At 72.4% G+C, this 24,559-nt stretch carries 21 protein-coding genes; 7 read left to right on the top strand and 14 right to left on the bottom strand.

The genetic code is table 11. The features are described from left to right. The first annotated feature begins 47 nt into the window (after positions 1 to 47). Positions 48 to 3,425 (top strand): bifunctional glutamine-synthetase adenylyltransferase/deadenyltransferase, encoded by a 3,378-nt coding sequence (locus ACTRO_RS20575; RefSeq protein ID WP_034265328.1) that lies wholly within the window; start codon positions 48 to 50, stop codon positions 3,423 to 3,425. Between the two features lie 117 nt (positions 3,426 to 3,542). Here ACTRO_RS20575 and ACTRO_RS20570 read toward each other — a convergent pair whose 3' ends face one another. From ACTRO_RS20570 to ACTRO_RS20535, 8 genes are all read right to left on the bottom strand, one after another. Continuing rightward, positions 3,543 to 3,920 (bottom strand): hypothetical protein, encoded by a 378-nt coding sequence (locus tag ACTRO_RS20570; protein WP_034265324.1) that lies wholly within the window; start codon positions 3,918 to 3,920, stop codon positions 3,543 to 3,545. Between the two features lie 223 nt (positions 3,921 to 4,143). Then, the gene (locus ACTRO_RS20565; RefSeq protein WP_034265321.1) at positions 4,144 to 4,578 is read right to left on the bottom strand and encodes a DUF6918 family protein; all 435 of its coding nucleotides are present in this window, start codon (positions 4,576 to 4,578) and stop codon (positions 4,144 to 4,146) included. 190 nt (positions 4,579 to 4,768) lie between these two features. Next, entirely contained in the window at positions 4,769 to 5,938 is a 1,170-nt protein-coding gene (locus ACTRO_RS20560) for an acyl-CoA dehydrogenase family protein (RefSeq protein ID WP_034265319.1), read from the bottom strand. Positions 5,939 to 5,941: 3 nt separating this feature from the next. Beyond that, positions 5,942 to 6,934 carry a hydroxymethylglutaryl-CoA lyase gene (locus ACTRO_RS20555; protein WP_051451127.1) on the bottom strand — a complete coding sequence of 331 codons (993 nt, stop codon included), beginning with the start codon at positions 6,932 to 6,934 and terminating at the stop codon, positions 5,942 to 5,944. Then, positions 6,934 to 8,640: an acetyl/propionyl/methylcrotonyl-CoA carboxylase subunit alpha gene (locus tag ACTRO_RS20550; RefSeq protein WP_051451126.1), complete on the bottom strand. Its 1,707-nt coding sequence runs from the start codon at positions 8,638 to 8,640 to the stop codon at positions 6,934 to 6,936. Before ACTRO_RS20550 ends, ACTRO_RS20555 begins: the two co-directional genes overlap by 1 nt. A 9-nt stretch (positions 8,641 to 8,649) precedes the next feature. Beyond that, positions 8,650 to 10,230 (bottom strand): carboxyl transferase domain-containing protein, encoded by a 1,581-nt coding sequence (locus tag ACTRO_RS20545; RefSeq protein WP_034265317.1) that lies wholly within the window; start codon positions 10,228 to 10,230, stop codon positions 8,650 to 8,652. A gap of 171 nt (positions 10,231 to 10,401) precedes the next feature. After that, positions 10,402 to 10,821, bottom strand: coding sequence for a PIN domain-containing protein (locus tag ACTRO_RS20540; protein WP_034265315.1), 420 nt, complete (start codon positions 10,819 to 10,821; stop codon positions 10,402 to 10,404). Continuing rightward, entirely contained in the window at positions 10,818 to 11,039 is a 222-nt protein-coding gene (locus ACTRO_RS20535) for a type II toxin-antitoxin system VapB family antitoxin (RefSeq protein WP_034275884.1), read from the bottom strand. The genes ACTRO_RS20540 and ACTRO_RS20535 overlap by 4 nt, the downstream gene beginning before the upstream one ends. Before the next feature lie 190 nt (positions 11,040 to 11,229). On the opposite strand from ACTRO_RS20535, the gene ACTRO_RS20530 reads away from it, so the two are divergent. Further along, the gene (locus ACTRO_RS20530) at positions 11,230 to 12,546 is read left to right on the top strand and encodes an LCP family protein (RefSeq protein ID WP_051451125.1); all 1,317 of its coding nucleotides are present in this window, start codon (positions 11,230 to 11,232) and stop codon (positions 12,544 to 12,546) included. Positions 12,547 to 12,562: 16 nt separating this feature from the next. Here the strand turns inward: ACTRO_RS20530 and ACTRO_RS20525 are convergent, their stop codons facing one another. Continuing rightward, on the bottom strand, positions 12,563 to 13,669 hold the full coding sequence (locus ACTRO_RS20525) for a hypothetical protein (RefSeq protein WP_034265313.1): 1,107 nt from the start codon (positions 13,667 to 13,669) through the stop codon (positions 12,563 to 12,565). A gap of 170 nt (positions 13,670 to 13,839) precedes the next feature. Here ACTRO_RS20525 and ACTRO_RS20520 point away from each other — a divergent pair, with 170 nt between their 5' ends. Further along, a complete protein-coding gene (locus ACTRO_RS20520; protein ID WP_034275879.1) occupies positions 13,840 to 14,646 on the top strand; it encodes a GDSL-type esterase/lipase family protein in 807 nt (268 codons plus the stop codon). 91 nt (positions 14,647 to 14,737) lie between these two features. Here ACTRO_RS20520 and ACTRO_RS20515 read toward each other — a convergent pair whose 3' ends face one another. Both ACTRO_RS20515 and ACTRO_RS20510 read right to left on the bottom strand, forming a co-directional pair. Further along, positions 14,738 to 16,246 carry an MFS transporter gene (locus ACTRO_RS20515; RefSeq protein WP_051451124.1) on the bottom strand — a complete coding sequence of 503 codons (1,509 nt, stop codon included), beginning with the start codon at positions 16,244 to 16,246 and terminating at the stop codon, positions 14,738 to 14,740. A gap of 183 nt (positions 16,247 to 16,429) precedes the next feature. Next, the gene (locus tag ACTRO_RS20510) at positions 16,430 to 17,044 is read right to left on the bottom strand and encodes a TetR/AcrR family transcriptional regulator (protein WP_051451123.1); all 615 of its coding nucleotides are present in this window, start codon (positions 17,042 to 17,044) and stop codon (positions 16,430 to 16,432) included. Positions 17,045 to 17,379: 335 nt separating this feature from the next. Between ACTRO_RS20510 and ACTRO_RS45895 the strand changes: the two genes are divergently transcribed. The 3 genes from ACTRO_RS45895 (at position 17,380) to ACTRO_RS20490 (ending at position 19,826) form a co-directional block, all read left to right on the top strand. Continuing rightward, complete coding sequence (locus ACTRO_RS45895; protein WP_084316422.1) at positions 17,380 to 17,985, top strand: DUF6343 family protein; 606 nt, start codon at positions 17,380 to 17,382, stop codon at positions 17,983 to 17,985. Positions 17,986 to 18,078: 93 nt separating this feature from the next. Further along, a complete protein-coding gene (gene glnII / locus ACTRO_RS20495; RefSeq protein WP_034265311.1) occupies positions 18,079 to 19,101 on the top strand; it encodes a glutamine synthetase in 1,023 nt (340 codons plus the stop codon). Between the two features lie 287 nt (positions 19,102 to 19,388). Next, entirely contained in the window at positions 19,389 to 19,826 is a 438-nt protein-coding gene (locus ACTRO_RS20490) for an ATP-binding protein (RefSeq protein WP_051451122.1), read from the top strand. Between the two features lie 44 nt (positions 19,827 to 19,870). Here the strand turns inward: ACTRO_RS20490 and ACTRO_RS43610 are convergent, their stop codons facing one another. Further along, positions 19,871 to 20,785: an alpha/beta fold hydrolase gene (locus ACTRO_RS43610; protein ID WP_051451121.1), complete on the bottom strand. Its 915-nt coding sequence runs from the start codon at positions 20,783 to 20,785 to the stop codon at positions 19,871 to 19,873. A gap of 115 nt (positions 20,786 to 20,900) precedes the next feature. After that, on the bottom strand, positions 20,901 to 23,339 hold the full coding sequence (locus tag ACTRO_RS20485; RefSeq protein ID WP_342673769.1) for a DEAD/DEAH box helicase: 2,439 nt from the start codon (positions 23,337 to 23,339) through the stop codon (positions 20,901 to 20,903). A 369-nt stretch (positions 23,340 to 23,708) separates the two neighbouring features. On the opposite strand from ACTRO_RS20485, the gene ACTRO_RS20480 reads away from it, so the two are divergent. Further along, positions 23,709 to 24,164 carry a ferritin family protein gene (locus ACTRO_RS20480; protein ID WP_034265308.1) on the top strand — a complete coding sequence of 152 codons (456 nt, stop codon included), beginning with the start codon at positions 23,709 to 23,711 and terminating at the stop codon, positions 24,162 to 24,164. Between the two features lie 44 nt (positions 24,165 to 24,208). Here ACTRO_RS20480 and ACTRO_RS20475 read toward each other — a convergent pair whose 3' ends face one another. After that, positions 24,209 to 24,475, bottom strand: a complete 267-nt coding sequence (locus tag ACTRO_RS20475) for a hypothetical protein (RefSeq protein ID WP_034265306.1) — start codon at positions 24,473 to 24,475, stop codon at positions 24,209 to 24,211. Positions 24,476 to 24,559: the final 84 nt, after the last annotated feature.

Raw genomic sequence — 24,559 nt, 5'->3', positions numbered from 1 at the left:
CCACTCCCGGCCTGGCTGAAGGCCCGGAGTGTGGTTAAGGTCGAGGCGTGGCCGTTCAACGGGAACGCGAATCCCAGCTCAGCCGACTCGCCCGCCGTGGTTTCGCGGATCCGGAGGCCGCCGCCGGGCGCCTCGCGGCGCCCGCCTTCGACACCCTGGCGCCGGATCCGGTGTTCTTGGAGAGTCTGGGCCGCTGCGCGGATCCCGACACGGCGCTCGGATCCCTGGCCCGGGTGCTCGACGCCCTCCCGCGGGAGCAGGCGGACGTGCTGCGTGCCACCTTAGCCGCCTCGCAGCCGTTGCGCGGCCGGCTCTTCGGGGTCCTCGGCGTGAGCGCCGCGCTCGGCGACTTCCTGGCCCGGCATCCGGAGGCCTGGCACGAGCTCGACGAGTTCGAGGTGGACGAGCTGACCTCGGATCCGGACTACCTGCGCGGGGTGCTGCTGACCGCGGTGGGTGCCGATCCGGCCGAGCTGGAGCCCCGGGCGAATCTGGCCGGCGCCGAGGCGGCCGACGCCCTGCGGGTGGCCTACCGCCGCGGGTTGCTGCGGGTCACCGCAATGGACGTGAGCGGTGGCGCCGCGATGGTGAAGGTGGGCCGACAGCTCGCCGACCTGGCCGGCGCGACGATCGAGGCGGCCCTCGCCATCGCCCGGGCCGAGCTGCCGGCGGACGCCGCGCCCTGCCGGCTCGCGGTGATCGGCATGGGCAAGTGCGGTGGCAGGGAGCTGAATTACGTCAGCGACGTGGACGTGATCTTCGTGGCGGCGCCGGGAATCGGCCCCGACGACACCCCCGTCGACGAGTACGAGGCCTTGCGCACCGGCAACCGGCTGGCCTCGGCGCTGATGCGGATCTGCGGTGAGGCGACCGCGGAGGGCAGCATCTGGCAGGTCGACGCGGCGCTGCGGCCCGAAGGCAAGTCCGGACCGCTGGTGCGCACTCTCGCGAGCCACGCCGCGTACTACCACCGCTGGGCCAAGACCTGGGAGTTCCAGGCGCTGCTCAAGGCGCGGCCGATCGCGGGCGACCGGGAATTGGGCGAGGCGTACATCGCCACCGTCAGTCCTCTGATCTGGTCGGCGGTGGAGCGCGAGCATTTCGTCGAGGACGTGCGGGCGATGCGCCGACGCGTCGTCGACCACGCGGCCGCGGCGCTGCGCACGGCGCCGGGTGCGACCGGCGCCACGGATGCCGCGGGGAGCAACTCGGGGGCGCCGCAGACGGCCGCCGTGGAGCGGGAGCTCAAGCTCGGTCCGGGCGGACTGCGCGACATCGAGTTCGCCATCCAGCTGCTTCAGCTCGTCCACGGCCGAGGCGACGAGACCCTGCAGCGGCGCGGCACACTCGAGGCGCTCGAAGCCTTGGCGGCAGGCGGATACGTCGGCCGGCAGGACGCGCACCAGCTCGGCGAGGCATACCGTTTCCTGCGCACCGTGGAGCACCGGATCCAGCTGTTCCGCCTCGAACGCACGCATCTGATGCCGACCGATCCGGCGTCACTGCGCCGGATCGGCAGGTCTCTGGGCTTCAACTCGGATCCGGCGGGCCAGCTGCGCAGCACCTGGCAGGCGCATGCCAGGGCCGTGCGACAGCTGCACGAGAAGCTGTTCTACCGCCCGCTGCTCTCCACCGTCGCGCGGCTGGACGCGGCGGCCGTGCAGCTGCCCGGCTCGGCGGCGCAGACGGCGGAAGCCGGCCGGCTCTCCGTCGCGGCGGCCCGCTCGCGGCTGACCGCGCTCGGCTACGCGGACCCGGCCGGGGCGCTGGCGAACATCGACGCGCTCACCGTCGGACTGAGCCGCCGCGCGGCTATCCAGCGCACGCTGCTGCCGGTCTTCCTCGGCTGGTTCGGCGACGCGCCGGACCCCGACGCCGGACTGCTCGCGTTCCGCCGGCTCTCCGACGCCTTGGGCAGCACGCCGTGGTACCTGCGGTCGCTGCGCGACGAGGGCGAGACGGCCTCGCGCCTGGCCCGGCTGCTCGCCTCCGGGGGCTTCCTGCCCGATCTGCTGATGCGCGCCCCCGACGCGGTGGCGCAGCTGCCGGAAGGCAGGCTGCGCCTGCCCTCCCGCGCCGCGCTGGCCACCGAGCTGACGGCACTGGTCAAGCGGGCGAGCGACGCGTCGCAAGCTGTCGCCGCGGTACGCGCCGTGCGCCGACGGGAACTGCTGCGCATCGCCGCGGCCGACATCCTCGGCCTGCTGGACGAAGGCGATCTCGTGCGCGTGGACGTGCCGGAGAAGGAGCCGCAGCCGACGCCGGCAGGTGGGGCGCGCGCGGACGGGCTTGCGGTGCCCGACGCCGGGACGCGCGCGGACTCGCCGGAGCCGGCACCAGTCGATGCCGACGGAGCGCAGGACACTACGTCCCTTGCCCCGGCGGACTCTGACGGCGCGACACTTTCCGCGCTGAATCCCTTCGCCCCGCACGCGCAGGCCGCGCACCCCACGGACGCCCGGATCGACGCGATCGGGCGCGCGCTGACGGACGTCGCCGCAGCCACGGTGCAGGGCGCGCTCGAGGCCGTGTTCGCCTTCCGCCCCGACCGCGAGACGCCGTTGATGCGCCTCGCCATCATCGGGATGGGGCGGTTCGGCGGCGCGGAGCTCGGTTACGGCTCCGACGCCGATGTGCTGTTCGTCTACGAGCCGCTGCCGGGCGCGGACGAGCAGGCCGCCGCGTCGGCCGCGTTCGCCGTCGCGACCGAACTCAGGGCCCTGCTGCAGACGCCGAGCACCGACCCTCCGCTGCTCATCGACGCCGACCTGCGACCCGAGGGCAGGCAAGGCCCGCTGGTGCGCACGCTGGCCTCGTACACCGCGTACTACCAGCGCTGGTCCACCGGCTGGGAGGCGCAGGCGCTGCTGCGCGCCGCCCCGGTCGCGGGCGACGCGGACCTCGCGGCCCGCTTCATCGCGGCCGTGGATCCGTTGCGCTACCCCGAAAACGGGCCGAGCGAGGCCGAGGTGCGCGAGATCCGCACGCTCAAGGCGCGGATGGAGTCCGAGCGGCTGCCGCGCGGGGCGGACCGGATGCTGCACACCAAGCTCGGGCCGGGCGGCCTGTCCGACATCGAATGGATCGCCCAGCTCCTCCAACTGCGCCACGGAGCCGCACACGCCGAACTGCGTCGCACCGGGACGCGCGCCACCCTCGCCGCGGCGGCCGCGATAGGGCTGCTCGACGCCGAAGACGCGGAACTTCTTGATGAAGCCTGGACACGCACCTCCTTGCTGCGTAACGGAATCACGATCGTGCGCGGACGGCCGGGCGACCAAGTCCCGACGGACGCTCGCGAGCTCGCCGGCATCGCCCGCTACCTAGGCGAGTACATCGACAGCGAGGCGCTGCTCGACACGCACCGCCGCCGCTCCCGCCGCGCTCGCACCACCTTCGAGCGGCTCTTCTACGGCGAGGACTGAGTGAGGCCGCGCCACCCCTAGGCCGCGCCACCCCTGGGCCGCGCTGCCTCCAGCGCCGCGTCACCCTTGGGACGCGCCGCCCCTAGGCCGCGTCACCCGTAGGCCGAGGAGGGACCCTCAGAGCTCTGCGAGGCCCATCTTCACCGCCTCCATCCGCACGGCGCTGCTGGATCGCTCGTGTCGGCGGCCGATCTCGGCCCAGCTCAGCTCGCCGTGGACCTCGGCGGTGAGCTGGTCGCGCTCCTCGTCCGTCCACGGCAGGCCGGCGTTGCGCGGGTCGGTGGGGCGGCCGCGGACTCCGCCGCGCCAGCTGAGGGCCGCTACCTCGCGGCGGGGGACGGTGCGCACGACGCTGCCGTTGGTGAGGAAGCACAGTTCCTCACCCTCGAACCGCACGGCTTCGGCGACGAAGGACACCGTCACCGGGACGCCGTCCTCGGCGAGCCAGGCGGGGCCGGAGTTGGCGGCGAGTTCGAGGTCGATCTGGTTCAACATGGCAATGCCTCCTGAGTAGTCATCAGGTGACCCTAGGTCACTTCCCTGACTATCTCAGGAGGCACTGACAAAATCGGATACCCCGGGACATCCCCGCCACATCCGACCCTAGTCGTTCGTTCTTCGTTCCTGTGCACCCGTATCCGCGGCGGCCTACGCGCGCATCGGAACTAGTCGGCGATCCGCGCAGCTCGCGCTGCCGCTTCCCGCCTGCCTGCTCGTGTCAGGCGGCGTACTTCTGTACGAGGGCGCCGAGCCGCGGCAGGGCGGACTCGACGTTCTTGACACCGCTCGGGCGCACGGCGTTGTAGGCCTTGCGCAGCGGGGCACGCTCCGAGTTCGCGGCACGCGCGTCGGTCACCGACAGCAGCGCCTCGGAGACCTCCTCGCCGCGCGCGGCCAGGTAGTCGCCGAAGTTGCCGCCGCCGTTGGCCGCGAAGTCCACCCAGTACGGCTGCAGCTTCTCCAGGAAGTCCGGAAGAAGCGCGTCGATGACATCCTTGACGACGCCGGACGCGAAGGTGTTGACGGTCTTGTAGGCGCCCTTGATGATCAGGCCCTTCTCCGACACCTCCTCGTCGACCAGGGTCACCGTATCGGCGAGGACGCTGGGGCGGACGTCCGGGGCGAGCAGGGCTTCCTGCAGGGTCTCGGCCATGTGTGGCTCTTCTCCTTGACGTACTGGTGATTTCCCCCCCTCAGGGTTCGCACAGGCTACCAGTTTCCCCCGGCCTTTAGGCACCCCGGCCGTACCCCCTAGTCGAGCGCCCGGCCCTGCGGCGTAAGGAGTTTTCCCAGGTGCGTGCGGCCGTTCACCGGTGGCTGCCGTAGGGCCCTAAGGAGGTACCTCAGGCGAGGTTGAGGGACCGGGCGATCAGCAGCCGCTGGACCTCGCTGGTGCCCTCGCCGATCTCCAGGATCTTCGCGTCCCGGTAGAACCGGCCGACCGCGTACTCGTTCATGAAGCCGTAGCCGCCGAAGATCTGGGTGGCCTCGCGGGAGTTGTCCATCGCCGCCTCGGAGGCCACCAGCTTCGCGATCGAGGCCTCCTTCTTGAACGGCTTGCCCGCCAGCAGCAGGCCGGCGGCGTGGCGCCAGGCCAGCCGGGCGGTGTGCGCGCGGGCCTCCATGTCGGCGATCTTGAACTGGATCGCCTGGTACTCCCCGATCTTGTGGCCGAAGGCCGAGCGGTCCTTGACGTAGCGCAGGCACTCGTCCACGCAGCCCTGGGCCAGACCCGTGGCCAGCGCGGCGATCGCGATCCGGCCCTCGTCCAGGATCCGCAGGAACTGGGCGTAGCCGCGGCTGCGCTCGCCGAGCAGGTTCTCGCCCGGCACGCGGCAGTTGTCGAAGACCAGGCCGTGGGTGTCCGAGGCGCACCAGCCCACCTTGGAGTAGGCCGGCTCCACGGTCAGCCCGGGGCTGCCGGCCGGGACCAGCACGCAGCTGAGCTCGGGCCGGTTGTCCGGCTCGCGGCCGGTCACCGCCATCACCGTGATCAGGGACGTGATATCGGTGCCGGAGTTGGTGATGAACGACTTCGAGCCGTTGATCACCCAGCTGCCGGTGGTCGCGTCCTCGCCCGCCCGGGTGCTCACCGCGCCCGCGTCCGAGCCGCCCTCCGGCTCGGTCAGGCCGAACGCGGCCAGCCGCTCGCCCTGGCACAGCTCCGGCAGCCAGTGCTCCTTCTGCTGCTCGGTGCCGAAGCGGAAGACCGGCATCGAACCCAGGCTCACACCCGCCTCGAGCGTGATCGCCACCGAGGAGTCCACCCGGGCCAGCTCCTCCAGCGCGATGCACAGGGCGAAGTAGTCCCCGTCCATCCCGCCGTACTCGCTCGGATAGGGCAGCCCGAACAGGCCCATCCGGCCCATCGCGGCGATGATCGGGTACGGGAAGGCGTGGCGCTCGTAGTAGTCCCCGATGACGGGGGCGACCTCTTCGCGGGCGAAGGCCTCGACGGCTTTGCGCAGATCCTCGTATTCCGCGGGCAGACTGGGATCGAGCAGGGCGGTCATCCGTTATCCGTTTCCGTTCACGGTGGTGGTGGAAGGGGCGGGGTCGGCGCTCGTACGGCCGGTCAGGGCCCGTACGGCGCGCGAGGGGCTGGGACGGCCCAGGATGCGGGCCATCCAGCCGGAGACGTCGACCAGCTTGCCCAGGTCGACGCCGGTGGTGATGCCGAGTCCGTCGAGCATCCACACGAGGTCTTCGGTGGCCAGGTTGCCGGTGGCGGACTCGGCGTAGGGGCAGCCGCCGAGTCCTCCGGCGGAGGAGTCGACGGTGGCGATCCCGGCCTGCAGCGCGGCGTACGTGTTCGCCAGCGCCTGGCCGTAGGTGTCGTGGAAGTGCACGGCCAGCCGGTCCCGGGCGACGCCGCGGCGCTCCAGCGCGTCGATCAGGGTACGGACGTGGCCGGGGGTGGCGGTGCCGATGGTGTCGCCGAGGCTCACCTGGACGCAGCCGGCCTCGATCAGCCGCGCGACCACGTCGGTGACCTTGCGCAGCGCCACCGGGCCCTCCCAGGGGTCGCCGAAGCACATCGAGACGTAGCCGCGGGCGCGCATGCCGCGGGCCAGCGCCTGCTGCAGCGTCGCCTCGATCTCGGCCATGGAGTCGGCCATGGTCGAGTTGAGGTTCTTCGCGGCGAAGGTCTCGGTGGCCGAGGCGAACACGGCGATGTCGGTGACGCCGGCGGCGGCCGCGCGCACCAGGCCGCGCCGGTTGGGCACCAGCACCGGGAAGCGGGTGTGGTCGTTGAAGCTGCGCTGCGCGAGCAGCGGCATCAGCTCGTCCGCGTCGGCGAGCTGCGGCACCCACTTCGGGTGCACGAAGCCGGTGGCCTCGATCATCCACAGCCCGGCGTCGGCGAGCCGCTCGATGAACTCGACCTTGGCCGAGGTGGGCACCAGGGCCTCCTCGTTCTGCAGGCCGTCGCGGGCGCCGACCTCGTAGACGGTCACCCGCTGCGGGAGCCCGTGCTGGCTCAGCTTCTGCGGCAGTCCGGGGATCATCAGCCCACCTCCACGTGGAACAGCCGGTGCCCCAACGGCACCTGCTCACCGACCGCGGCGCCCACCTCGGTGACCCGGCCGTCGCAGGGGGCTGTCAGCGTGTGCTCCATCTTCATCGCCTCCAGCACGCCCAGCGGCTCGCCGGCGGCCACCTGCTGGCCGACGCTCGCCTTCACGGCGAGCACCGTACCGGGCATCGGCGCGCGCACCGTGCCGTCGGCGTCGGCGGCCGCCTCGCCGGGGCCGCCGAAGCGGTCGGCCAGGGCCCGGGCCGGAGCCGGGGCGGCGCCGAGCCGCCAGCCGTCGCGCACGTCGAAGGGGGTGGGGCCGTCCGGGTCGAGGCGGGGGTGGAACGGCAGGTCCGGATGGGTGTCGAGCCAGGAGGTGTCGAGGACGGCGTCGGCGAACTCGGCCGAGCCCAGCAGCTTGCGCAGGAACGGCAGGTTGGTGATCAGGCCGCTGATCTCGGTGGCTTCGAGCGCGTCCAGCAGCGCGCGCCGGGCGGCTTCGCGGTCGGCCCCGTGCGCGGTCACCTTGGCCACCATGGGGTCGTAGTACGCGGTGACCTCGCCGCCGCTTCGCAGGGCCGTGTCGACGCGCAGGGAGCCCGGGTCGGCGGCCGCCGGCCAGAGCACCCGTTCGGCGGAGCCGGCCTGCGGCAGGAAGCCGTGTTCGGCGTCCTCGGCGTAGACGCGGACTTCGATCGCGTGTCCGTCGGGGCGCGCGGAGAGCCGGGGGAGCGGTTCGCCGCGCGCCACCCGGATCTGAAGCTCCACCAGGTCGAGCCCGGTGACCAGCTCGGTGACGGAGTGCTCGACCTGCAGCCGCGTGTTCACCTCGAGGAAGAAGAATTCTTCTCCGCTGACGATGAACTCGACCGTGCCCGCGTTGACGTAGCCGACCTCGCGGCACAGCCGCACCGCCGCCTCCAGCAGCCGCTCGCGCAGCGCGGGGCTGATGGTCGGCGCCGGGCTCTCCTCCACCACCTTCTGGTGCCGCCGCTGCACCGAGCAGTCGCGCTCGCCGAGGTGCAGGACGGTGCCGTGGCTGTCGGCCAGAATCTGCACCTCCACGTGCCGGCCGTGCTCGAGGTAGCGCTCGACCAGCACCGTCCCGTCGCCGAACGCCGAGACGGCCTCGCGCTCGGCGGACGCGAGGGCGTCGGGCAGGTCGGCCGGGTCGCGCACGATCCGCATGCCCTTGCCGCCGCCGCCCGAGGCGGCCTTGACCAGCACCGGGAAGACCTCCGCGGGCACCTGGCCGGCCGGGTACGCGCGCAGCACCGGCACGTCGGCGCGCTCGGCGAGGTCGCGCGCCGCGTCCTTGCGGCCGAGCGCGGAGATCACCTCGGCGGACGGGCCGATGAACACCAGCCCGGCCTCGCGGCAGGCCCCGGCGAAGCCGGCGTTCTCGGACAGGAAGCCGTAGCCCGGGTGCACCGCGTCGGCGCCGGCCGCGCGGGCGGCCTCGAGCACGGCGGCGATGTCCAGGTAGGACTCGGCCGCGGGGGCCGGGCCGAGCCGGACCGCGGTGTCGGCGGCCCGCACGTGCGGCGAGGCGGCGTCGGCGTCGGAGTAGACCGCCACCGTGCGCAGGCCCATCGCCCGGGCCGAGCGGATCACCCGCAGCGCGATCTCGCCGCGGTTGGCCACGAGTATGGTCGTGATCCGCGCCTGCCGGTCAGGTGCCGTCTGAGTCTCGTTCATGCTCCGCCCCTACATCCGGAAGACGCCGTAGCCGACCGGCTCCGGCTCGGCGTACGCGGTGGCCGCGAGCGCCAGGCCGAGCACGCGCCGGGTGTCGAGCGGGTCGATGATGCCGTCGTCCCACAGCCGCGCGGTGGAGTAGTACGGCGAGCCCTGGGTCTCGTACTGGTCCCGGATCGGCTTCTTGAAGGCCTCTTCGTCCTCGGCGGCCCAGGTCTCGCCGCGCGCCTCGAGGCCCTCGCGGCGGACCGTGGCGAGCACCATCGCGGCCTGCTCGCCGCCCATCACCGAGATCCGCGCGTTCGGCCACATCCACAGGAACCGGGGGTCGTAGCCGCGGCCGCACATGCCGTAGTTCCCGGCGCCGAAGGAGCCGCCGATCACGACCGTCAGCTTGGGCACGGTCGCGCAGGCCACCGCGGTCACCAGCTTCGCGCCGTCGCGGGCGATGCCCCGGTTCTCATAGTCCTTGCCTACCATGAAACCGCTGATGTTCTGCAGGAACAGCAGCGGGACGCGCCGCTGCTGGCAGAGCTCGATGAAGTGCGCGCCCTTGAGCGCGGACTCGCCGAACAGCACGCCGTTGTTGGCCAGGATGCCGACCGGGTAGCCCTGGATCCGGGCGAAGGCGCACACCAGGGTCTCGCCGTAGCGGGCCTTGAACTCGTGCAGGGCCGAGCCGTCGACCACACGGCGGATCACTTCGCGCACGTCGTAAGGGATCCGCGGGTCGGCCGGGACCAGGTCGTAGAGCTCCTCCGGGTCGCACGCGGGCTCGACCACGGGCTCCGGGCGCAGCCAGGGCTCGGCCGGCGGCAGCGTGGCCACGGCGGCCCGCAGCAGGTCGAGGGCGTGCGCGTCGTCCTCGGCGAGGTGGTCGGCCACCCCGGACAGCCGGGTGTGCACGTCCGCGCCGCCGAGCTCCTCGGCCGTGACCACCTCGCCGGTGGCCGCGCGCACCAGCGGCGGGCCGCCGAGGAAGATCGTGCCCTGATTCCGCACGATCACCGTCTCGTCGCTCATCGCCGGGACGTACGCGCCGCCCGCGGTGCAGGAGCCGAGCACCGCGGCCAGCTGCGGGATGCCGGCGCCGGAGAGCCGGGCCTGGTTGAAGAAGATCCGGCCGAAGTGCTCGCGGTCCGGGAAGACCTCGTCCTGCAGCGGCAGGTAGGCGCCGCCGGAGTCGACCAGGTACAGGCACGGCAGGCGGTTGTCCGCGGCCACCTGCTGGGCGCGCAGGTGCTTCTTGACCGTCATCGGGTAGTAGGTGCCGCCCTTGACCGTGGCGTCGTTGGCCGCGATCACGCAGGGGCGCCCGGACACCCGGCCGATCCCGGCGACCAGCCCGGCCGCGGGGACGGGGCCGCCGTGCTCGCGGTAGAGGCCGTAGGCGGCCAGCGGGGCGAGTTCGAGGAAGGGCGAGCCCGGGTCGAGCAGCCGGTCCACCCGGTCGCGCGGCAGCAGCTTGCCGCGGGCCAGGTGCCGGGCCCGGGAACGCTCGTCGCCGCCGAGGCGCACTTCGGCGAGGCGTTCGCGCAGCTGCCCGGTCAATTCGCGCAGCGTCGGAGGCGGGGTCGCACTGGACGGCACCGTTGCCGCCTTTCGTTATGCGGGCCGGGCGCTTGTGGTGCCCGGCGCAGTGATGGGCCGGAGGTGTACGGCTCTCGTACCCATCAGTAACATAAATCACCCCCCGGAGGAAAGCCCGCAGCCGAACGGGTGAGGGCTCGATCCGCGCGCCCGGCGCGCCCGCGAGCGCCGTCAGGAACGCGGAGCGGTGATACGCAGGGCCGTGACCTCGGGCAGGATGCGCGCGACGGTGTCGAAGTCCCTGTCATCGTGCAGGATCGCCAGGCGCCGCGTAGCCGCGGTGGCGCACAGGATCAGATCGACCACGCCGGCCGAACGGTGTGCTCCGGCGAGGGTGAGTTTGTACTGCGCGGTGTCGATCCATCCGAAAGCGTCCTTGGGCACCGCGACCGGCTCGGCGATGGCGTCGAGGTCTTCGGACATACGGTCGCGGTCGGCGGCGTTCCGCGCGGAGTAGAGGATCTCGGTGCGGGTGGCCGAGGACAGGCCGAGTTCCCACGCGTCGATCGCGTCGGCCCACCGGCCGGCGAGTTCGGGGTTCTGCATCAGCCGCCAATAGGCGGAGGCGTCGAGCAGGAACCGTGCTGTCACGCCTCACCCTTGGCGGCGGCGCGACGGGCGAAGTAGTCGACGGCGTCCGCCTCGTTCGTCGGACGCCCGGCGAGACGGCGGAAAGCGCTCATCCGGTCCGAACGCGCGGCGATCTCCCGCAGCGCCGCGTTGACGGTGTCCTTCTTGTTCGTGGTGCCGAGCTCGCGCATGGCGGCGGCGAGTGCTTCGTCATCGACGTCGATGGAGGTCATGGTCATGAAGGTCTCCTTCCGGGCGAGGAGCGTACATATGGAGTATATGCCGATCGCATATGCGGCCACCAGCCCGGGCGTCGCGGCGCCTCCGTACGGGTGAGCTTCCCTCGCGCCTGCCCGGGAGAGCGGCGGTCGCGTTCCTAGACTCCTGGTCAACGAACGTTTGTCAGCAGCAGCGTCGACGGGAGCTGGGGTGGCCGAATCGCCGCGCAGGCCGCGCCCGGTCCGCTCGCCGGTGGCCCGGCTGCGGCTGCCGCGCGGGATGCGGATGAGCGGGCGGGTGCTTTTCGGGGCCGCGGCGGCTTTGGTGCTGCTGGGCGCGGGCACCGGGTACTTCTTCGAGCGGGCCGTGGTCGGCTCGCTCACCACGTCCAACGCGCTGGCCGGGCTCGGCCGGCCGGCCGACGCCGACCAGAACATCCTGTTGATGGGCCTGGACTCGCGCAAGGACATGAGCGGCAACGACCTGCCCGCGGCGATCCTGGACAAGCTGCACGCCGGGTCCAGCAGCGACATCGGCGGCTACAACACCAACACCCTGATCCTGTTGCACGTGCCCGCCGACGGATCGCGCGCCACCGCGCTCTCCATCCCCCGGGACGACTACGTCGACCTGCCGGACCGCCTCGGCAAGCACAAGATCAAGGAGGCGTACGGGCGGGCCAAGGCAGCGGCCGAGGTCAAGGCCCACGACGCCGGCACCACCGACCCCGCCCAGCTCGAGCAGCTGGGCCGGGAGGCCGGGCGCAAGGCCGCGATCGAGGCCGTGCAGGCGCTGCTCGGCGTGCAGGTGGACCACTTCGCCGAGATCAACCTGGCCGGGTTCTACGACCTGGCGAACGCGCTCGGCGGGGTCACCGTCTGCCTGCGCCAGCCCGCGCACGACGGCTACTCGGGCGCGAACTTCCCGGCCGGGGTGCAGACCCTCGACGGCCAGCAGGCGCTCGCCTTCGTCCGGCAGCGGCACAACCTGGCCGGCGGCGACCTGGACCGGACGCACCGTCAGCAGGCCTTCCTGGCCTCGGCCGTGGCCAAGCTGGACGCGGCCGGCGTGTTCGGCGACCTCGGCAAGCTCGGCGCGCTGCTCGACGTGGCGCACCGGGACGTGGTGGTGGACGCGGGCTTCGACCCGCTCACCTTCCTGCGCCAGTCCGGGTCGGTGACCTCGGGCGACGTGCGCTTCTACACCCTGCCGATCAAGGGCTTCGCCAACGTCGGCGGCCAGGCGGTCAACCTCGTCGACCCGGCTCAGATCCGCGCGGTGACACACAGCCTGCTGAGCGGCCAGGGCGCGGGCGCCTCGGGCAAGGCGCAGGCGCAGGACGGCGGGGCCGACCCGCTGAGCCTGCCGATGGCCACACACGCGGCGAGCAACGCGCCGACGCACCCGGCCGCACCGACCCCCGACTCGAGCCCCGTGCGAGCCTCGGCTGCCACCTCCACTCCCACTTCCACCCCCGCGCCCGTCGTCGCGCTCACGCCACCGCCCGGAGTGCCCTGCGTTGACTGAGCCCGCCGGCGGAGCGTCAGTGGCCCGACTTGGCTTTGATCGTGGGCTGACGGTCGATCGGCGTGCGCACCGAGAGCACCTGACGCTGCGTCCGGCGCGGGCCCGACCAGGGCGCCGCCACCGCGTCGATCCGATAGGCGAGCTCGTACGCCAGCGCCTCGTAGTTCACCCGCCAGCCGCGGAAGTGCGCCCACGCCTCCTCCGGCTCGCGTTCCATCGAGTAGCCGCTGTAGCGCAGCATGTCGATGCCCTGCTCGAACTCGGCGTAGGTCAGGTCGATGTCGTCGTCCGGATCGGGGTCCGGGTTGTAGCCGATCCCCTCGACGTCGGCGATCTCGCGCAGGCAGGTGAACCCGGCCCGCAGCGCCATCCGCATCGGCGCCTTCGGCTTGGACGGGTTGACCGCCAGCTCCAGCGCCGCCGCGTCCATGATGGCGAGCAGGGCGATCAGCCAGTTGCGGGTGGCCCGCGGCGAGCGGAAGTGGATCAGCACCGGATAGCTGGTGTGGCTCTCCGCGATCTGGCTGGCCCAGCGCTCCCAGCCTTCGTAGAGCACCGGCAGCTGGGTGAGCAGGCCCGGGATCTGCACGTGCCGCATCAGGATCTCCGGGCCCCAGGCCGGCACCCCGGCCCGCGACTGAAGCATCGTCACCTCGGCCTCCCGCTCCGAGTACGCGCTGTACATCGCCGGCAGATAGCCGACCAGCAGGCCGATCATCACCGGGCCGGTCGCGGCGGCGGCGAAGTCGACGAAGGTCTGCCGGGTCTCCGCGCTGCTGAGGAAGCCGAGGGTGAAGACCGAGGAACCGGCCTGCAGCAGGCCCTTGTCCAGGCCGCGGTCGCTGATCCCGGCCAGGATGAAGCCGAAGCCGATCACCGACGCGCCCAGCCAGCTCAGCAGCGTGGCCAGGATCGAGAGCGGCGCGGCCCAGGCGAGGATCAGGTCCTTGCCCTCGAAGGTGTCGCGGCGGTCGGCCACCAGCTGGAACGGCCAGCGCACCACGTCCCGGATCAGCCGGGTGTAGCGCGAGCGCAGGCCGCGCGGGACCACCAGGTTGGCCATGGCCGAGATCCAGGTGCCGATCACCACGACCGAGCCGAGCACGATGTCGAAAATCCTCACACCGACATGATGGAGGACGGCTCGCGCCCCGGCGCGCAGGTGGCGGGCCGGGTGCCCGGCGCGGCCGATTGTGACGGTTCGTAAAGATTCCAGAACAGTCTTGTAACAGCGCTGATTCATAGCTACTTCAGTAGCGAGAGCTGTCCCTTAAGAAGGAAGAAGTGACCATGATGCCCACGATCGTCCGCCGCGCCATCCCCGCGGCCGTCGCGGTCGGCGCCACCCTCGCGCTCGGCCTGGTCGGGGCCGGCGCCGCCCACGCCGCCTCGGTGAACTACGTCGCGCTCGGCGACTCGTACTCCTCCGGCGTCGGTTCCGGCAGCTACACGAGCAGCAGCGGTTCCTGCGACCGCAGCACCAAGGCGTACTCGCAGCTGTGGACGAACGCGAACGCGCCCTCGTCCTTCACCTTCGTGGCCTGCTCCGGGGCCACCACCTCGGACGTGCTCTCCAGCCAGATCTCGGCGCTGAGCAGTGCGACCACGCTGGTCTCGATCACCATCGGGGGCAACGACGTCGGCTTCTCCAACGTCATGGAGACCTGCGTGCTCGACAGCACCAGCACCTGTGTGAGCGCGATCAACACCGCGGAGAGCGAGGCGCAGAGCCAGCTGCCGGCCAAGCTCGACGCGGTCTACGCGAAGATCCAGTCGGTCTCGCCCAACGCCCGCGTCGTCGTGCTCGACTACCCCGAGTTCTACGACCTGTCCAAGTCCTCCTCCTGCATCGGCCTGAGCACCACCGACCGCACCGACCTGAACCAGGCCGCGGACGTCCTCGACGGCGTGATCAAGACCGAGGCGGCCAAGTACGGCTTCGTGTTCGGCGACGTGCGCTCGGCCTTCTCCGGCCACGAGATCTGCGACAGCAGCTCCTGGCTGCACTCGGTGAACATCCTGGACCTCGACGAGTCCTACCACCCGACCGCGTCCGGCCAGTCCGGCGCCTTCTACCCGGTGTTCAGCTCCAACGCCTGATCCGCCGGCGCCGACAGACGCGCGGAGGCCCGCCGGACCGTGCAGGTCCGGCGGGCCTCCGTCTTGCCCTGGGGCACTCGGCCGCTGGAGGTCAGCCGACGTGCACCACCGGGCGGTCGGCCGGGAACGCGCCGCCGGTGGTGATCGCGTCGGCCGGCTCGTCGTCCTTGCGGATCAGCAGGAAGACCACCAGCGCGGCGCCGGCCAGCAGGAACCCGCTGACCAGGAAGGCCACGTTGTAACCGTGGATGGCGCTGAGCGCGCCGGCCACCGTCTTCCCCTGCGTCGCCACGTGGCTGTTGAAGTAGGTCGTGGTGGCGGTGGCGAAGAAGGTGTTGAGCATCGCCACGCCGAGCGAGCCGCCGATCTGCTGGGTGGTGTTGACCATCGCGCTGGCCACACCGGCGTCGTGGTCGGCCACGCCGGTCAGCGCGGTGTTGGCCAGCGGCACGAACACGCAGCCCATGCCGTGCGCCATCAGCAGCATCGAGGGCAGGATCATCGCCGGGTAGGACGAGTCCAGCTTCAGCTCGGCCAGCCAGAACAGCGAGCCGGCCGCCACCAGCGAGCCGTAGGTCATCAGCACCCGGGGGCCGACCTTCGGCAGGATGGTGCTGGCCACGCCCGCGGTCACGATCAGCGCGCCGGTGAACGGCAGGTAGAGCAGACCGGTCTTGAGCGGGGAGTAGCCCAGCGAGATCTGGAAGTAGTAGGTGAAGAACATGAACATGCCCATCATGCCCGCGCCCATGAGCACCGAGGAGGCGTAGGAGCCGCCGCGGTTGCGGTGCCACAGCACCCGCATCGGCAGCAGCGGGTTGGCCACCCGGGACTCGACCACGACGAAGGCGACGAGCATCGCGGCGCCGCCGATCAGGAACAGCAGCGTCTGGCCGGAGGTCCAGCCCTGGCCGGTCTTGGCCGCGTTGGTGAAGCCGTACACCAGGCTCGCCAGGCCGCCGGTGGCCAGGATCGCGCCGGGGATGTCGTACTTGGTGTTGCCGTGCGCCTTGGACTCGGTCAGCAGCGGGACGGCGGCGGCGAAGGCCAGCACCGCCATGATGATGTTGACGAACAGGCACCAGCGCCAGCTGAAGTCCTGGGTCAGCCAGCCGCCCATGACCAGGCCGATCGCCGCGCCGACGCCGGAGATCGCGCCGAGCATGCCGAACGCGCGGGCGCGCTCCTTGACGTCGGTGAAGGTCACCGTGATCAGCGAGAGCGAGGCCGGGGCCAGGATCGCGCCGAACGCGCCCTGCAGGGCCCGGGCGCCGAAGAGCATGCCCTCGTTCTGGGCCAGGCCGCCGAGCGCGGAGGCCAGCGCGAAGCCGATCAGGCCGATCAGGAACACCCGCTTGCGGCCCACGTAGTCGGCGATGCGTCCGCCGAGCAGCAGCAGGCCGCCGAAGGTCAGGGTGTAGGCGGTGAGCATCCACTGCCGGTTGGCGTCGGTGATGTGCAGGGCCGCCTGTGCCTGCGGCATGGCGATGTTCACGATCGTGCCGTCGAGCACCACCATGAGCTGCGCGAAGAGCATGACCACGAGGGCCAGCCAGCGCTTGGAATCCTTGGCCGTTGGGGCCTGGATCAGGTCGGACATGGGAGCTTTTCCCCTCCAGAGGTCAGAGCATAGTGAACAAATGTTCGAATCGATGGCACGGGCGGTCCCCCGACGGATCGCCCACACTAGGGCACCCCGCCGACAATTGCGGTCGGTGTGAAGGCGCGGCGGCGAACACGCCGCGAACGAACGAAGATCGGTGTTGCTTAACGCGTGGTCTGATCAGGGCTTTCGGTAGGTCAGCACGGGAATCAGCACGTCCTCGACGACGTGGTCGGCGTACTCGTCATCGAGCGGGCCGAGATTCCACAGCTTGCGGCCGGTGAGCATGTTGTGCATCACCTCGTGCAGGAGGTTCGGGTCGGTGTCCGGGTGGACCTCGCCCCGATCCACGGCCTTGCGCACGATCTGCTCGTGCAGCGTGTGCTTGGCCTTGAACATGGTCTCGTTGACGACCTCGGCCAGCCGCGGATCGTGCGCGGCCGCGGTCATCACGCCCGCGACCACCTCGCCCATCTCGCTGTCCGTGGTCTGGCAGGCGTAGGTCATCAGCGCGTGCAGGTCCCCGCGCAGGCTGCCGGTGTCCGGAGTCGGCGTGGTGTCGCCGAACTGCTCGACGAGGGCTTCCGCCACCAGCTGCGGCTTGTCCTGCCACATCCGGTAGATGGTCGCCTTGCTGGCCTTGGCCTGCGTCGCGATGGCGTCCATGGTCATCCGGTCGTAGCCGACCTTGCCGAGCAGCTCGTAGACCGCCTGGCAGATGGCCGAGCGCCGCTCGGCGCCGCGCTTGGAGCCGGGCAGGACACAGGCGCCCACAAGGCTCTCGCGCGTGACCATGCTCCGCTCCCTTCGCGGCCGGACTCCGGTGACGGCCGCGTGTCGTCGTCCGGATGATATCGCCCCGGTCAACGAAACGAAACCGTTTCGTACACTAGGGACTGTAGCGTCTCCGCCCAGTGTACGAAACCGTTCCGTTCACTTCGCCGGCGTGATCTGGGTCACATCCCACCCGTCCCTCGCGATCCGGTGAGGCGCCGGCCGTCCCAGCCGGCGCCGCCTCGGCCGGTTACCGGCGGGACCCTCGGGGTAATCGGCCTTCCTGCGTAGGCTGGAAGCGCGGCGTACGACCGCGCGCCGCGCCCGGCCGGAACACGGGACAGGTGGCGAGAAGCATGGAGCCACGGCACCACCACGAGGTGCGCGAGCACCGGCCGCGCACCGGCGACGAGCCGATGCACGCCCGCAGCGCGCTGCGGATGCGGCTGGTACTGGCCTTCATCGGCCTGGCCAACGGACTGGCCGGCGTCGGCATCTTCGGTTTCTGGCTGCGCGTGCTGCCGTTGGCGATCCTCTTCGGCGTGCTGGCCGTGATCGCACTCGGCAACATCGCCGTGGTGATCCACCGCATCCGGCAGGGGGCCCATTTCCAGCCCGGACCGGAGGTCCCGCCCTACCGCCCGGACCGGGAACCGAGCGAGCGGGCCGAGCCGGCCGAGCCGCCCGTGCCGGTCAGCCCGGCGCGGCGTCGGACGCGCTACCTGGTGATGATGGGCGTCTGCCTGCTCATGCTCATCGTGGCCTGGACCTGGGTGCGCTTCTACTCGGTGCCCGCGGCCCTGATCATCAGCGTGGTGGCCGCCCTCGTCCCGCCGATCGCGGCCGTGGTCGCCAACGCCGACAGCCCGATCCTGCGCGAGAACTCCGGACGCGACGAGACCGGGCAGGAGCGGCCGGAGACGGACGAGGACCGCGATCGGCGCCCTCCGGCACCGGATTGATGTCGAGTTCACGACGGGTTAACAAGGCGGAAACGAGGCGCTGTGAGTCTGATGGTGCCACCCCGACACATCGAAGACCTTGCTGAGGACCACGTGAGCTACAAGGCCGAGTACATCTGGATCGACGGAACCCGCCCCACCGCTAGCCTGCGTTCGAAGACGAGGATTCTGGCCGACGGCGCCGAGCCGCCGATCTGGGGCTTCGACGGCTCCAGCACCAACCAGGCGGAGGGCCACGCCTCGGACCGGGTGCTCAAGCCGGTCTTCACCTGCGCCGACCCGATCCGCGGCGGCGAGCACGTCCTGGTGCTGTGCGAGGTCGAGAACATCGACTTCACCGCGCACGAGTCGAACCACCGGGCCGCGGCGGTCGAGGTGGCCGAGCGCTTCGCCGCGCAGGAGTCCTGGTTCGGCATCGAGCAGGAGTACACCATGTTCGACGGGGAGCGCCCGCTCGGCTTCCCCGAGGGCGGCGGCTTCCCCGGCCCGCAGGGCCCGTACTACTGCGGCGTCGGCGCGTCCAACATCGTCGGCCGCGAGATCGTGGAGAAGCACCTCGACGCCTGCCTCGCCGCCGGCATCGCCATCTCCGGCATCAACGCCGAGGTCATGCCCGGGCAGTGGGAGTTCCAGGTCGGCCCGCTCGGCCCGGTCGAGGTCTCCGACCACATGTGGATCGCCCGCTGGCTGCTGCACCGCGTGGCCGAGGACTACGGCGTGACCATCAGCTTCGGCGCGAAGCCGGTCAAGGGCGACTGGAACGGCGCGGGCGCGCACACCAACTTCTCCACCAAGGCGATGCGCGAGGCCTACGAGCCGATCATCACCGCCTGCGAGGCGCTCGGCGCCGAGGGCAAGCCGCTCGAGCACGTCTCCGGCTACGGCGACGGCATCCAGGACCGGCTCACCGGCCTGCACGAGACCGCCCCGTGGAACAAGTACAGCTACGGCGTGTCCAACCGCGGCGCGTCGGTCCGCATCCCGTGGCAGGTCGAGGTGGACCGCAAGGGCTACATCGAGGACCGCCGCCCGAACGCGAACTGCGACCCGTACCTGGTCACCCGCCTGATCGTGGACACCTGCTGCACCGCGCTGGAGAAGGCCGACCAGGTCTGATCCGGTCCTGCCGCAGGGTTTGTGCCAGACCCTCCGTCCGCCCGCCGCACCGGGCGCTCGGAGGGTCTTTCAGCGTTGCCGGGAGGGGCGCGCGCGCTCGTTTTCAGCGCACAGGGAGCGCGGAGCGGACCCGAAGGGGACTTTTCTTCGCTCAAAAGAGTTGCGTTGATGCAAAGTGCATCCGCAATCGCCCCCGCACGGCCTACGCTTCGCTACAAGACGGATTGACGCGCCGCGAAAAAAGGGCGGACCGTCAGGCCGCTGCGACCGAGAGGTTGTGGTCTGCGATGCGCACCATGATGCACGAAGCGCCCCCGGCTTCCGCCGCCGCCCCCGCAGCGGACGGAGTGTGGTGGACGTTCCCCGCCCTGCCGGTGCACGCGCGGCTGGCGCGGGTCTGGCTGGAGGGGTGGCTGGACGCGCAGTGCCCGGGCAAGGAGGAGCAGGCGTACGGCGCCCTCGTCGCCTTCAGCGAGCTGGTGACCAACTCGGTGCTGCACGGCGCCGGCCCGATCACCGTGCACGCCCGGCTGGTGGACCGGAGGCTGCTGTGCGAGGTCACCGACCGCTGCGTGGACCTGCCGATGCTGCTCGACGCCGGCCCCGAGGACGAGCACCATCGAGGGCTGAGTCTGGTCGAGGCGCTCACCGAGAGCTGGTGGGTGCGGGCCGCCCCGGGCGGCGGGAAGACCACCTCGTTCCTGGTGGACCTGGACGAGGGGTGAGCCCGGCGGTCGTGGGCTGAGGTCGTGGGCTGAGACGCGACCGCCTAGGAGCCCGCGGGCGCGTGGGCGCCGGCGGGGCGGTCCGCGGCGTTCGGCCCGAGTCCGGCCCAGAAGTCGAGCAGGCGCGCGACCACCTCGGCCGGCTGCTCGACGTTGACCGAGTGCCCGGCGTTCGGCACCGCGGCGAACGGGGCGCCGAGCCGATCCGCCATGCCGCGCTGGGCTGACGCCCGCCAGGTGCGCTCGTCGGCCCCGCACATCACGAAGCAGGGCAGTGCGTCCCGGCGCAGCGCCGCGGCGAGCTGGTCGGTCCGGTCCGTCTCGGTCAGCAGCCAGCGCGCGATGGCCCGCAGCGACCTGGTGTCGTTCGCCTTTATCCGGTGCCGCAGGAACGCCTTCACCTGCGGATCGCGGTGCCGGTCGAGCAGCAGCATCCGGTTGCCGCGCACCGGGCTGATCACGCTGCTGACGGCCAGGAACAGCCGCACCCGGTCGGCCGCCGGGCGCGGGACGGCGGCGGGGCCGGTGCCCAGCAGCGTCACCGAGGCCAGCGGCAGCGCCGGGCCCTCCAGCAGCGCCTGCCGGGCCACGTAGCCGCCGAAGGAGTGCGCGAGCAGGTGCGGGCGGGTGCCCGAGGCCTCGGCCCGCTGCTCGATCAGCTCCCTGAGTTCGCGGCCGTAGCCGCGCAGCGTGTAGGGCCGGTTCGCGGGCAGGCCGGGGGAGTCGCACTGGCCGCGCTGGTCGATCGAGAGCACCCGCACGCCCACCCGGGACAGCGGCGCGAGCAGCGGCAGGAAATCCTCTTTGGACCCGGTGAATCCGGGCACGCAGATCAGCTCGCCGCGGGCGGGCACGTCGGGATCCGGCGCGGCTTCGAGCGCGGCCAGCGGACCGGCGGTGAGGGACAGCCGCACCCGGTCCGTCCCGGCGGGCAGGGCCAGGGTCGGCGGCACGGACACGCGGTCCCCCTTCTCGGCGCTCGTACGGTGCTGCGGTGCTGTGTGGCGCGGTACTGCGATACTCCGGCCGGACGCCGGCGCGGCCCGATCTCGCGGGCCGCGCACGGACGGGGCGTCAGACCTGGGTCCGCCGGCGGTTGGCCACCGGTCCGACGTTCACCGCGTCGAGTATGGCGTCCTCGGTGCCCTCGTCCTCGGGCAGGGCCGAGGTCACCCGGTTGGAGGCGGCCGCGGACTTCGCCGCCACCGCCTTCTTGCCGCCGCGCTTGCGCGGCGCGCGGCCGCTCTCGGGGCGCTGCGGCAGGATCGGCTCCTGGGTGAACACGGCCTGGGCCGGCTCGCCCGCGGGCTCCGCCGCCGACTCGGTGGCCGGCTCGGACTCGGCTGCCGTCACCGGGTCGGCCAGCGAACCCGACGCCAGCTTGATGCTGCCGCCGCGCGCGTTCGCGCCGCCGCCGCGGCCGCGCCGCGGCTTGGGCTCTTCAGCGGCCGGGGCAGCCGGGGCGGCGGGCGCTGCCGCGGCCGGCGCCTGGTGCGGCTCGGGAGTCGCGGCGGGCGCGGTGGCCCGACGACGCGTCCGGGTGCGTGCCGGGGCGGGCTCGGCCGGAGCCTCGACCGCGGCGACCGGCTCGGCTGCCGCGACCTCCTCGGCCGGCGCGGGCCGCACCGGCGCGGCGTCGGCCTCGGGGGCGACGGCCGCACGCTTGCGGGTGCGCTTGCGCGCGGGCTTCTCGGCGACGGCTTCTTCGACTGCTGCGACGGGCTCGGCGACGGGCTCGGCGGCGACGGGCTCCGCGGCGACGGCGTCTACCGTCTCGACCGCTTCGGCGACCGGCTCGGTCGTGACGCGCTTGCGGGTGCGCTTGCGGGCCGGCTTCTCGACGACGGCTTCTTCGACCTCTGCGACCGGCTCGGCGACGACCGCGTCGATGGTGGCGACGGCGTCGACGGTCTCGACCGCTTCGGCGACCGGCTCGGTCGTGGCGCGCTTGCGGGTGCGCTTGCGCGCGGGCTTATCGGCGACGGCTTCTTCGACTGCTGCGGGCTCCGCCACCGGGGCCGCGACCGTCTCCGTCACCGGAGCGGCGCCGAGCACCGCGGCCTGCTCGTCGGTCTCCGGGCGGTGGCCGCCGCGGGTGCGCCGACGCTGACGCGGCGCGCGCTCCGGACGGGGCTCGGGCTCGGCCGCCGGCTTGGCGCCGCGACCGCGCCGGGCCGGGCCGCCGAGGTCCTCGATCGCCTCGGCGTCGAGGCCGGCCCGCACCCGGTCCTGCTTCGGCAGCGCGCCCTTGGCGCCCTCCGGGATGCTCAGGTCCGCGAACAGCTGCGGCGAGGTGGAGTACAGCTCGACCGGCTCCGCGTAGTCGAGGCCGAGGGCCTTGTTGATCAGGCCCCAGCGCGGCATGTCCTCCCAGTCCACCAGCGTCACCGAGGTGCCGGTGCGCCCGGCCCGGCCGGTGCGCCCGATGCGGTGGGTGTAGACCTTCTCGTCCTCCGGGCACTGGTAGTTGACCACGTGGGTCACGCCCTCGACGTCGATGCCGCGCGCGGCGACGTCGGTGGCCACGAGCACGTCCACCTTGCCGTTGCGGAACGCGCGCAGCGCCTGCTCGCGGGCGCCCTGGGCCAGGTCGCCGTGCACCGCGCCGACCGCGAAGTGACGGTCCTGCAGCTCCTCGGTGATCCGGGCGACGGCGCGCTTGGTGCGGGCGAAGACCATGCTCAGCCCGCGGCCGTCGGCCTGCAGGATGCGCGCGAGCATCTCGATCTTGTCCATGTCGTGCGCCCGGTAGACGAACTGCTTGATGTTGGCCACCGAGATGCCCTGGTCCAGCGGGTCGGCCGCGCGGATGTGGGTCGGCTTGGTCATGTACTGCCGGGCCAGCGAGATCACCGCGCCGGGCATGGTGGCGGAGAACAGCAGCGTCTGGCGCTTGGCCGGGACCTGCTTGACGATGCGCTCCACGTCCGGCAGGAAGCCGAGGTCGAGCATCTCGTCCGCCTCGTCGAGCACCAGCGTGCGCACTCGGCCCAGGTTCAGGTGGCCCTGGTTGACCAGGTCGAGCAGCCGGCCCGGGGTGGCCACGGCCACGTCCACGCCCTCGCTCAGGGCCTTGATCTGCGGCTCGTAGGCGCGGCCGCCGTAGAGCGCGTGCACCCGCGCCCCGCGCGCGCTGCCCGCCTCGGCGAGGTCGTTGCACACCTGCACGGCGAGCTCGCGGGTGGGCACCACGATCAGGGCCTGCGGAGTGCCGCCGGCCGGGGGCAGCTTGGCCGCGGCGGCGCCGGAGCCGCCGGAGCGGCCGCGCCGGCGCGAGCCGCCGGACTTGGCCGCGGCGGGCGCGGCGGCCGCCTCTTCGGGCTCGGCGGCCGGGGCCTCGGCCGGGTCGGCCGGCTCGATCCGCTGGAGCACCGGGACGCCGAAGGCGAGGGTCTTGCCGGTGCCGGTCTTCGCCTGGCCGATGATGTCGGCGCCGGTCAGCGCGACCGGGATGGTGGCGGACTGGATCGGGAACGGCGAGCGGATGCCGAGCGCGTCCAGGGTCGCGACGATGTCGGCGTCGACGCCGAGGTCGCCGAAGCCCTCGAGCGGGACGACGGAGTCGGTGGCGGCGGTCTCGGTGCTGGGGGACTGCGTCTGGGTGCTGATGATCGTTACCTCTTCGTACGCTCGCGGCGGCGGCAGTGGGCCGGACCGGACGTGTGGGAGCGCCGGGTGCGGGCCCGCGCTGCGCGTCGATGCCAGGCGGGTGATGGGCGCGTGGCCGGGCGTCGAAGGACGTCGTACAGCCGCGCGGTCGGAGCCGATCGGGGCGCCGACCGGGCATCCGGCGGGCCGCAGGGCCCGCCTTGGCGGTCCTCGAGACCACCAGTGTCACCATGTTACCAGCCCGGCGGCCCCCGAATGGGTACGCTGCGTGACATGTGGAAGTCCGAGGACGCACGAAACGGGGACGCCGAGGTCGGCGCCGGGTCGGCGGGGTACCGGGCCCTGGCGGATTTCGAGCGGTGGTCCGCGCTGGGCCCGCTGGCGCCGAACTTCGCCGACCGCCTGGCCGCGGCCGGTTCCGCGGCCGCCGCCCACGGCCGGCTGGCCGGCGCCGAGCGGCCGGACGGGCCGGATGAGCGGCTCGACGACGCCGAGCGGCGGGTGGCGCCGGCCGACTGGTGGGAGGCGCTGGCGAAGGCGTACCACTGGCAGCGGCTGACCGCGCAGGCATTCGGCTGCGAACTGGACCCGGCGCCGGACGAGTGGGCCGGAGACCGGCTCGACGACGCGTGCGAGCGGGACCAGGCGCTGGCCGACCGGCTCGCCCTGCTCGAGCGCCGGCTGGCCGGGGAGGCGCTGGTGCTGCGCTACGCGCTGGGCCGCCTCTGAGACCGTGCCCGTGGCCGTGCCCGCTTCGAGCCCGAGCCGGCCGGTCAGCCGGGCGGCAGCCGGCGGGTGCGGCGGAAGGCGCGGTAGGTGGCGACCACGAGCGCGGCCAGCCCCACCGCGACGAGCAGCGAGATCGTCGCGTGCCCCTGCCCGAGCACGACGGCGGTCAGCACGCCGCTGCCGAGCGCGCCGCCAAGCCCGAGCAGCAGCGCGCGCGGCCAGGACATCGAGGCCGGGCCGGGCCGCACCAGCCGGCCCAGCGCGCCGACCAGCAGCCCGCACACCGCCAGCGTCAGCAGCTCCCAGACCATGGAGATCAGGCTACTTCAGCAGCGGGATGATATGTCGGATTTGAGATGATTCACGGCCGCGCGGGCCGCGGGAACAGCGCGGGG

It is taken from the genome of Actinospica robiniae DSM 44927 (assembly GCF_000504285.1).
Lineage (GTDB): Bacteria > Actinomycetota > Actinomycetes > Streptomycetales > Catenulisporaceae > Actinospica > Actinospica robiniae.
The sequence above is the reverse complement of the archived record's forward strand: the minus strand, read 5'-3'. Positions and strand labels throughout refer to the sequence as shown.

Bases quoted from the DNA above. Each gene is read 5' to 3' on its own strand.
- ACTRO_RS20570 (WP_034265324.1), bottom strand. From the start codon at position 3,920: ATGTTGAACCAGATCGACCTCGAACTCGCCGCCAACTCCGGCCCCGCC.
- ACTRO_RS45895 (WP_084316422.1), top strand. From the start codon at position 17,380: ATGGAGCCACGGCACCACCACGAGGTGCGCGAGCACCGGCCGCGCACC.
- ACTRO_RS20555 (WP_051451127.1), bottom strand. From the start codon at position 6,934: ATGATCCCCGGACTGCCGCAGAAGCTGAGCCAGCACGGGCTCCCGCAG.
- ACTRO_RS20550 (WP_051451126.1), bottom strand. From the start codon at position 8,640: ATGAACGAGACTCAGACGGCACCTGACCGGCAGGCGCGGATCACGACC.
- ACTRO_RS20535 (WP_034275884.1), bottom strand. From the start codon at position 11,039: ATGACCATGACCTCCATCGACGTCGATGACGAAGCACTCGCCGCCGCC.
- ACTRO_RS20560 (WP_034265319.1), bottom strand. From the start codon at position 5,938: ATGACCGCCCTGCTCGATCCCAGTCTGCCCGCGGAATACGAGGATCTG.
- ACTRO_RS20565 (WP_034265321.1), bottom strand. From the start codon at position 4,578: ATGGCCGAGACCCTGCAGGAAGCCCTGCTCGCCCCGGACGTCCGCCCC.
- ACTRO_RS20480 (WP_034265308.1), top strand. From the start codon at position 23,709: ATGTGGAAGTCCGAGGACGCACGAAACGGGGACGCCGAGGTCGGCGCC.
- ACTRO_RS20475 (WP_034265306.1), bottom strand. From the start codon at position 24,475: ATGGTCTGGGAGCTGCTGACGCTGGCGGTGTGCGGGCTGCTGGTCGGC.
- ACTRO_RS20510 (WP_051451123.1), bottom strand. From the start codon at position 17,044: ATGGTCACGCGCGAGAGCCTTGTGGGCGCCTGTGTCCTGCCCGGCTCC.
- ACTRO_RS20490 (WP_051451122.1), top strand. From the start codon at position 19,389: ATGCGCACCATGATGCACGAAGCGCCCCCGGCTTCCGCCGCCGCCCCC.
- ACTRO_RS20515 (WP_051451124.1), bottom strand. From the start codon at position 16,246: ATGTCCGACCTGATCCAGGCCCCAACGGCCAAGGATTCCAAGCGCTGG.
- ACTRO_RS20520 (WP_034275879.1), top strand. From the start codon at position 13,840: ATGCCCACGATCGTCCGCCGCGCCATCCCCGCGGCCGTCGCGGTCGGC.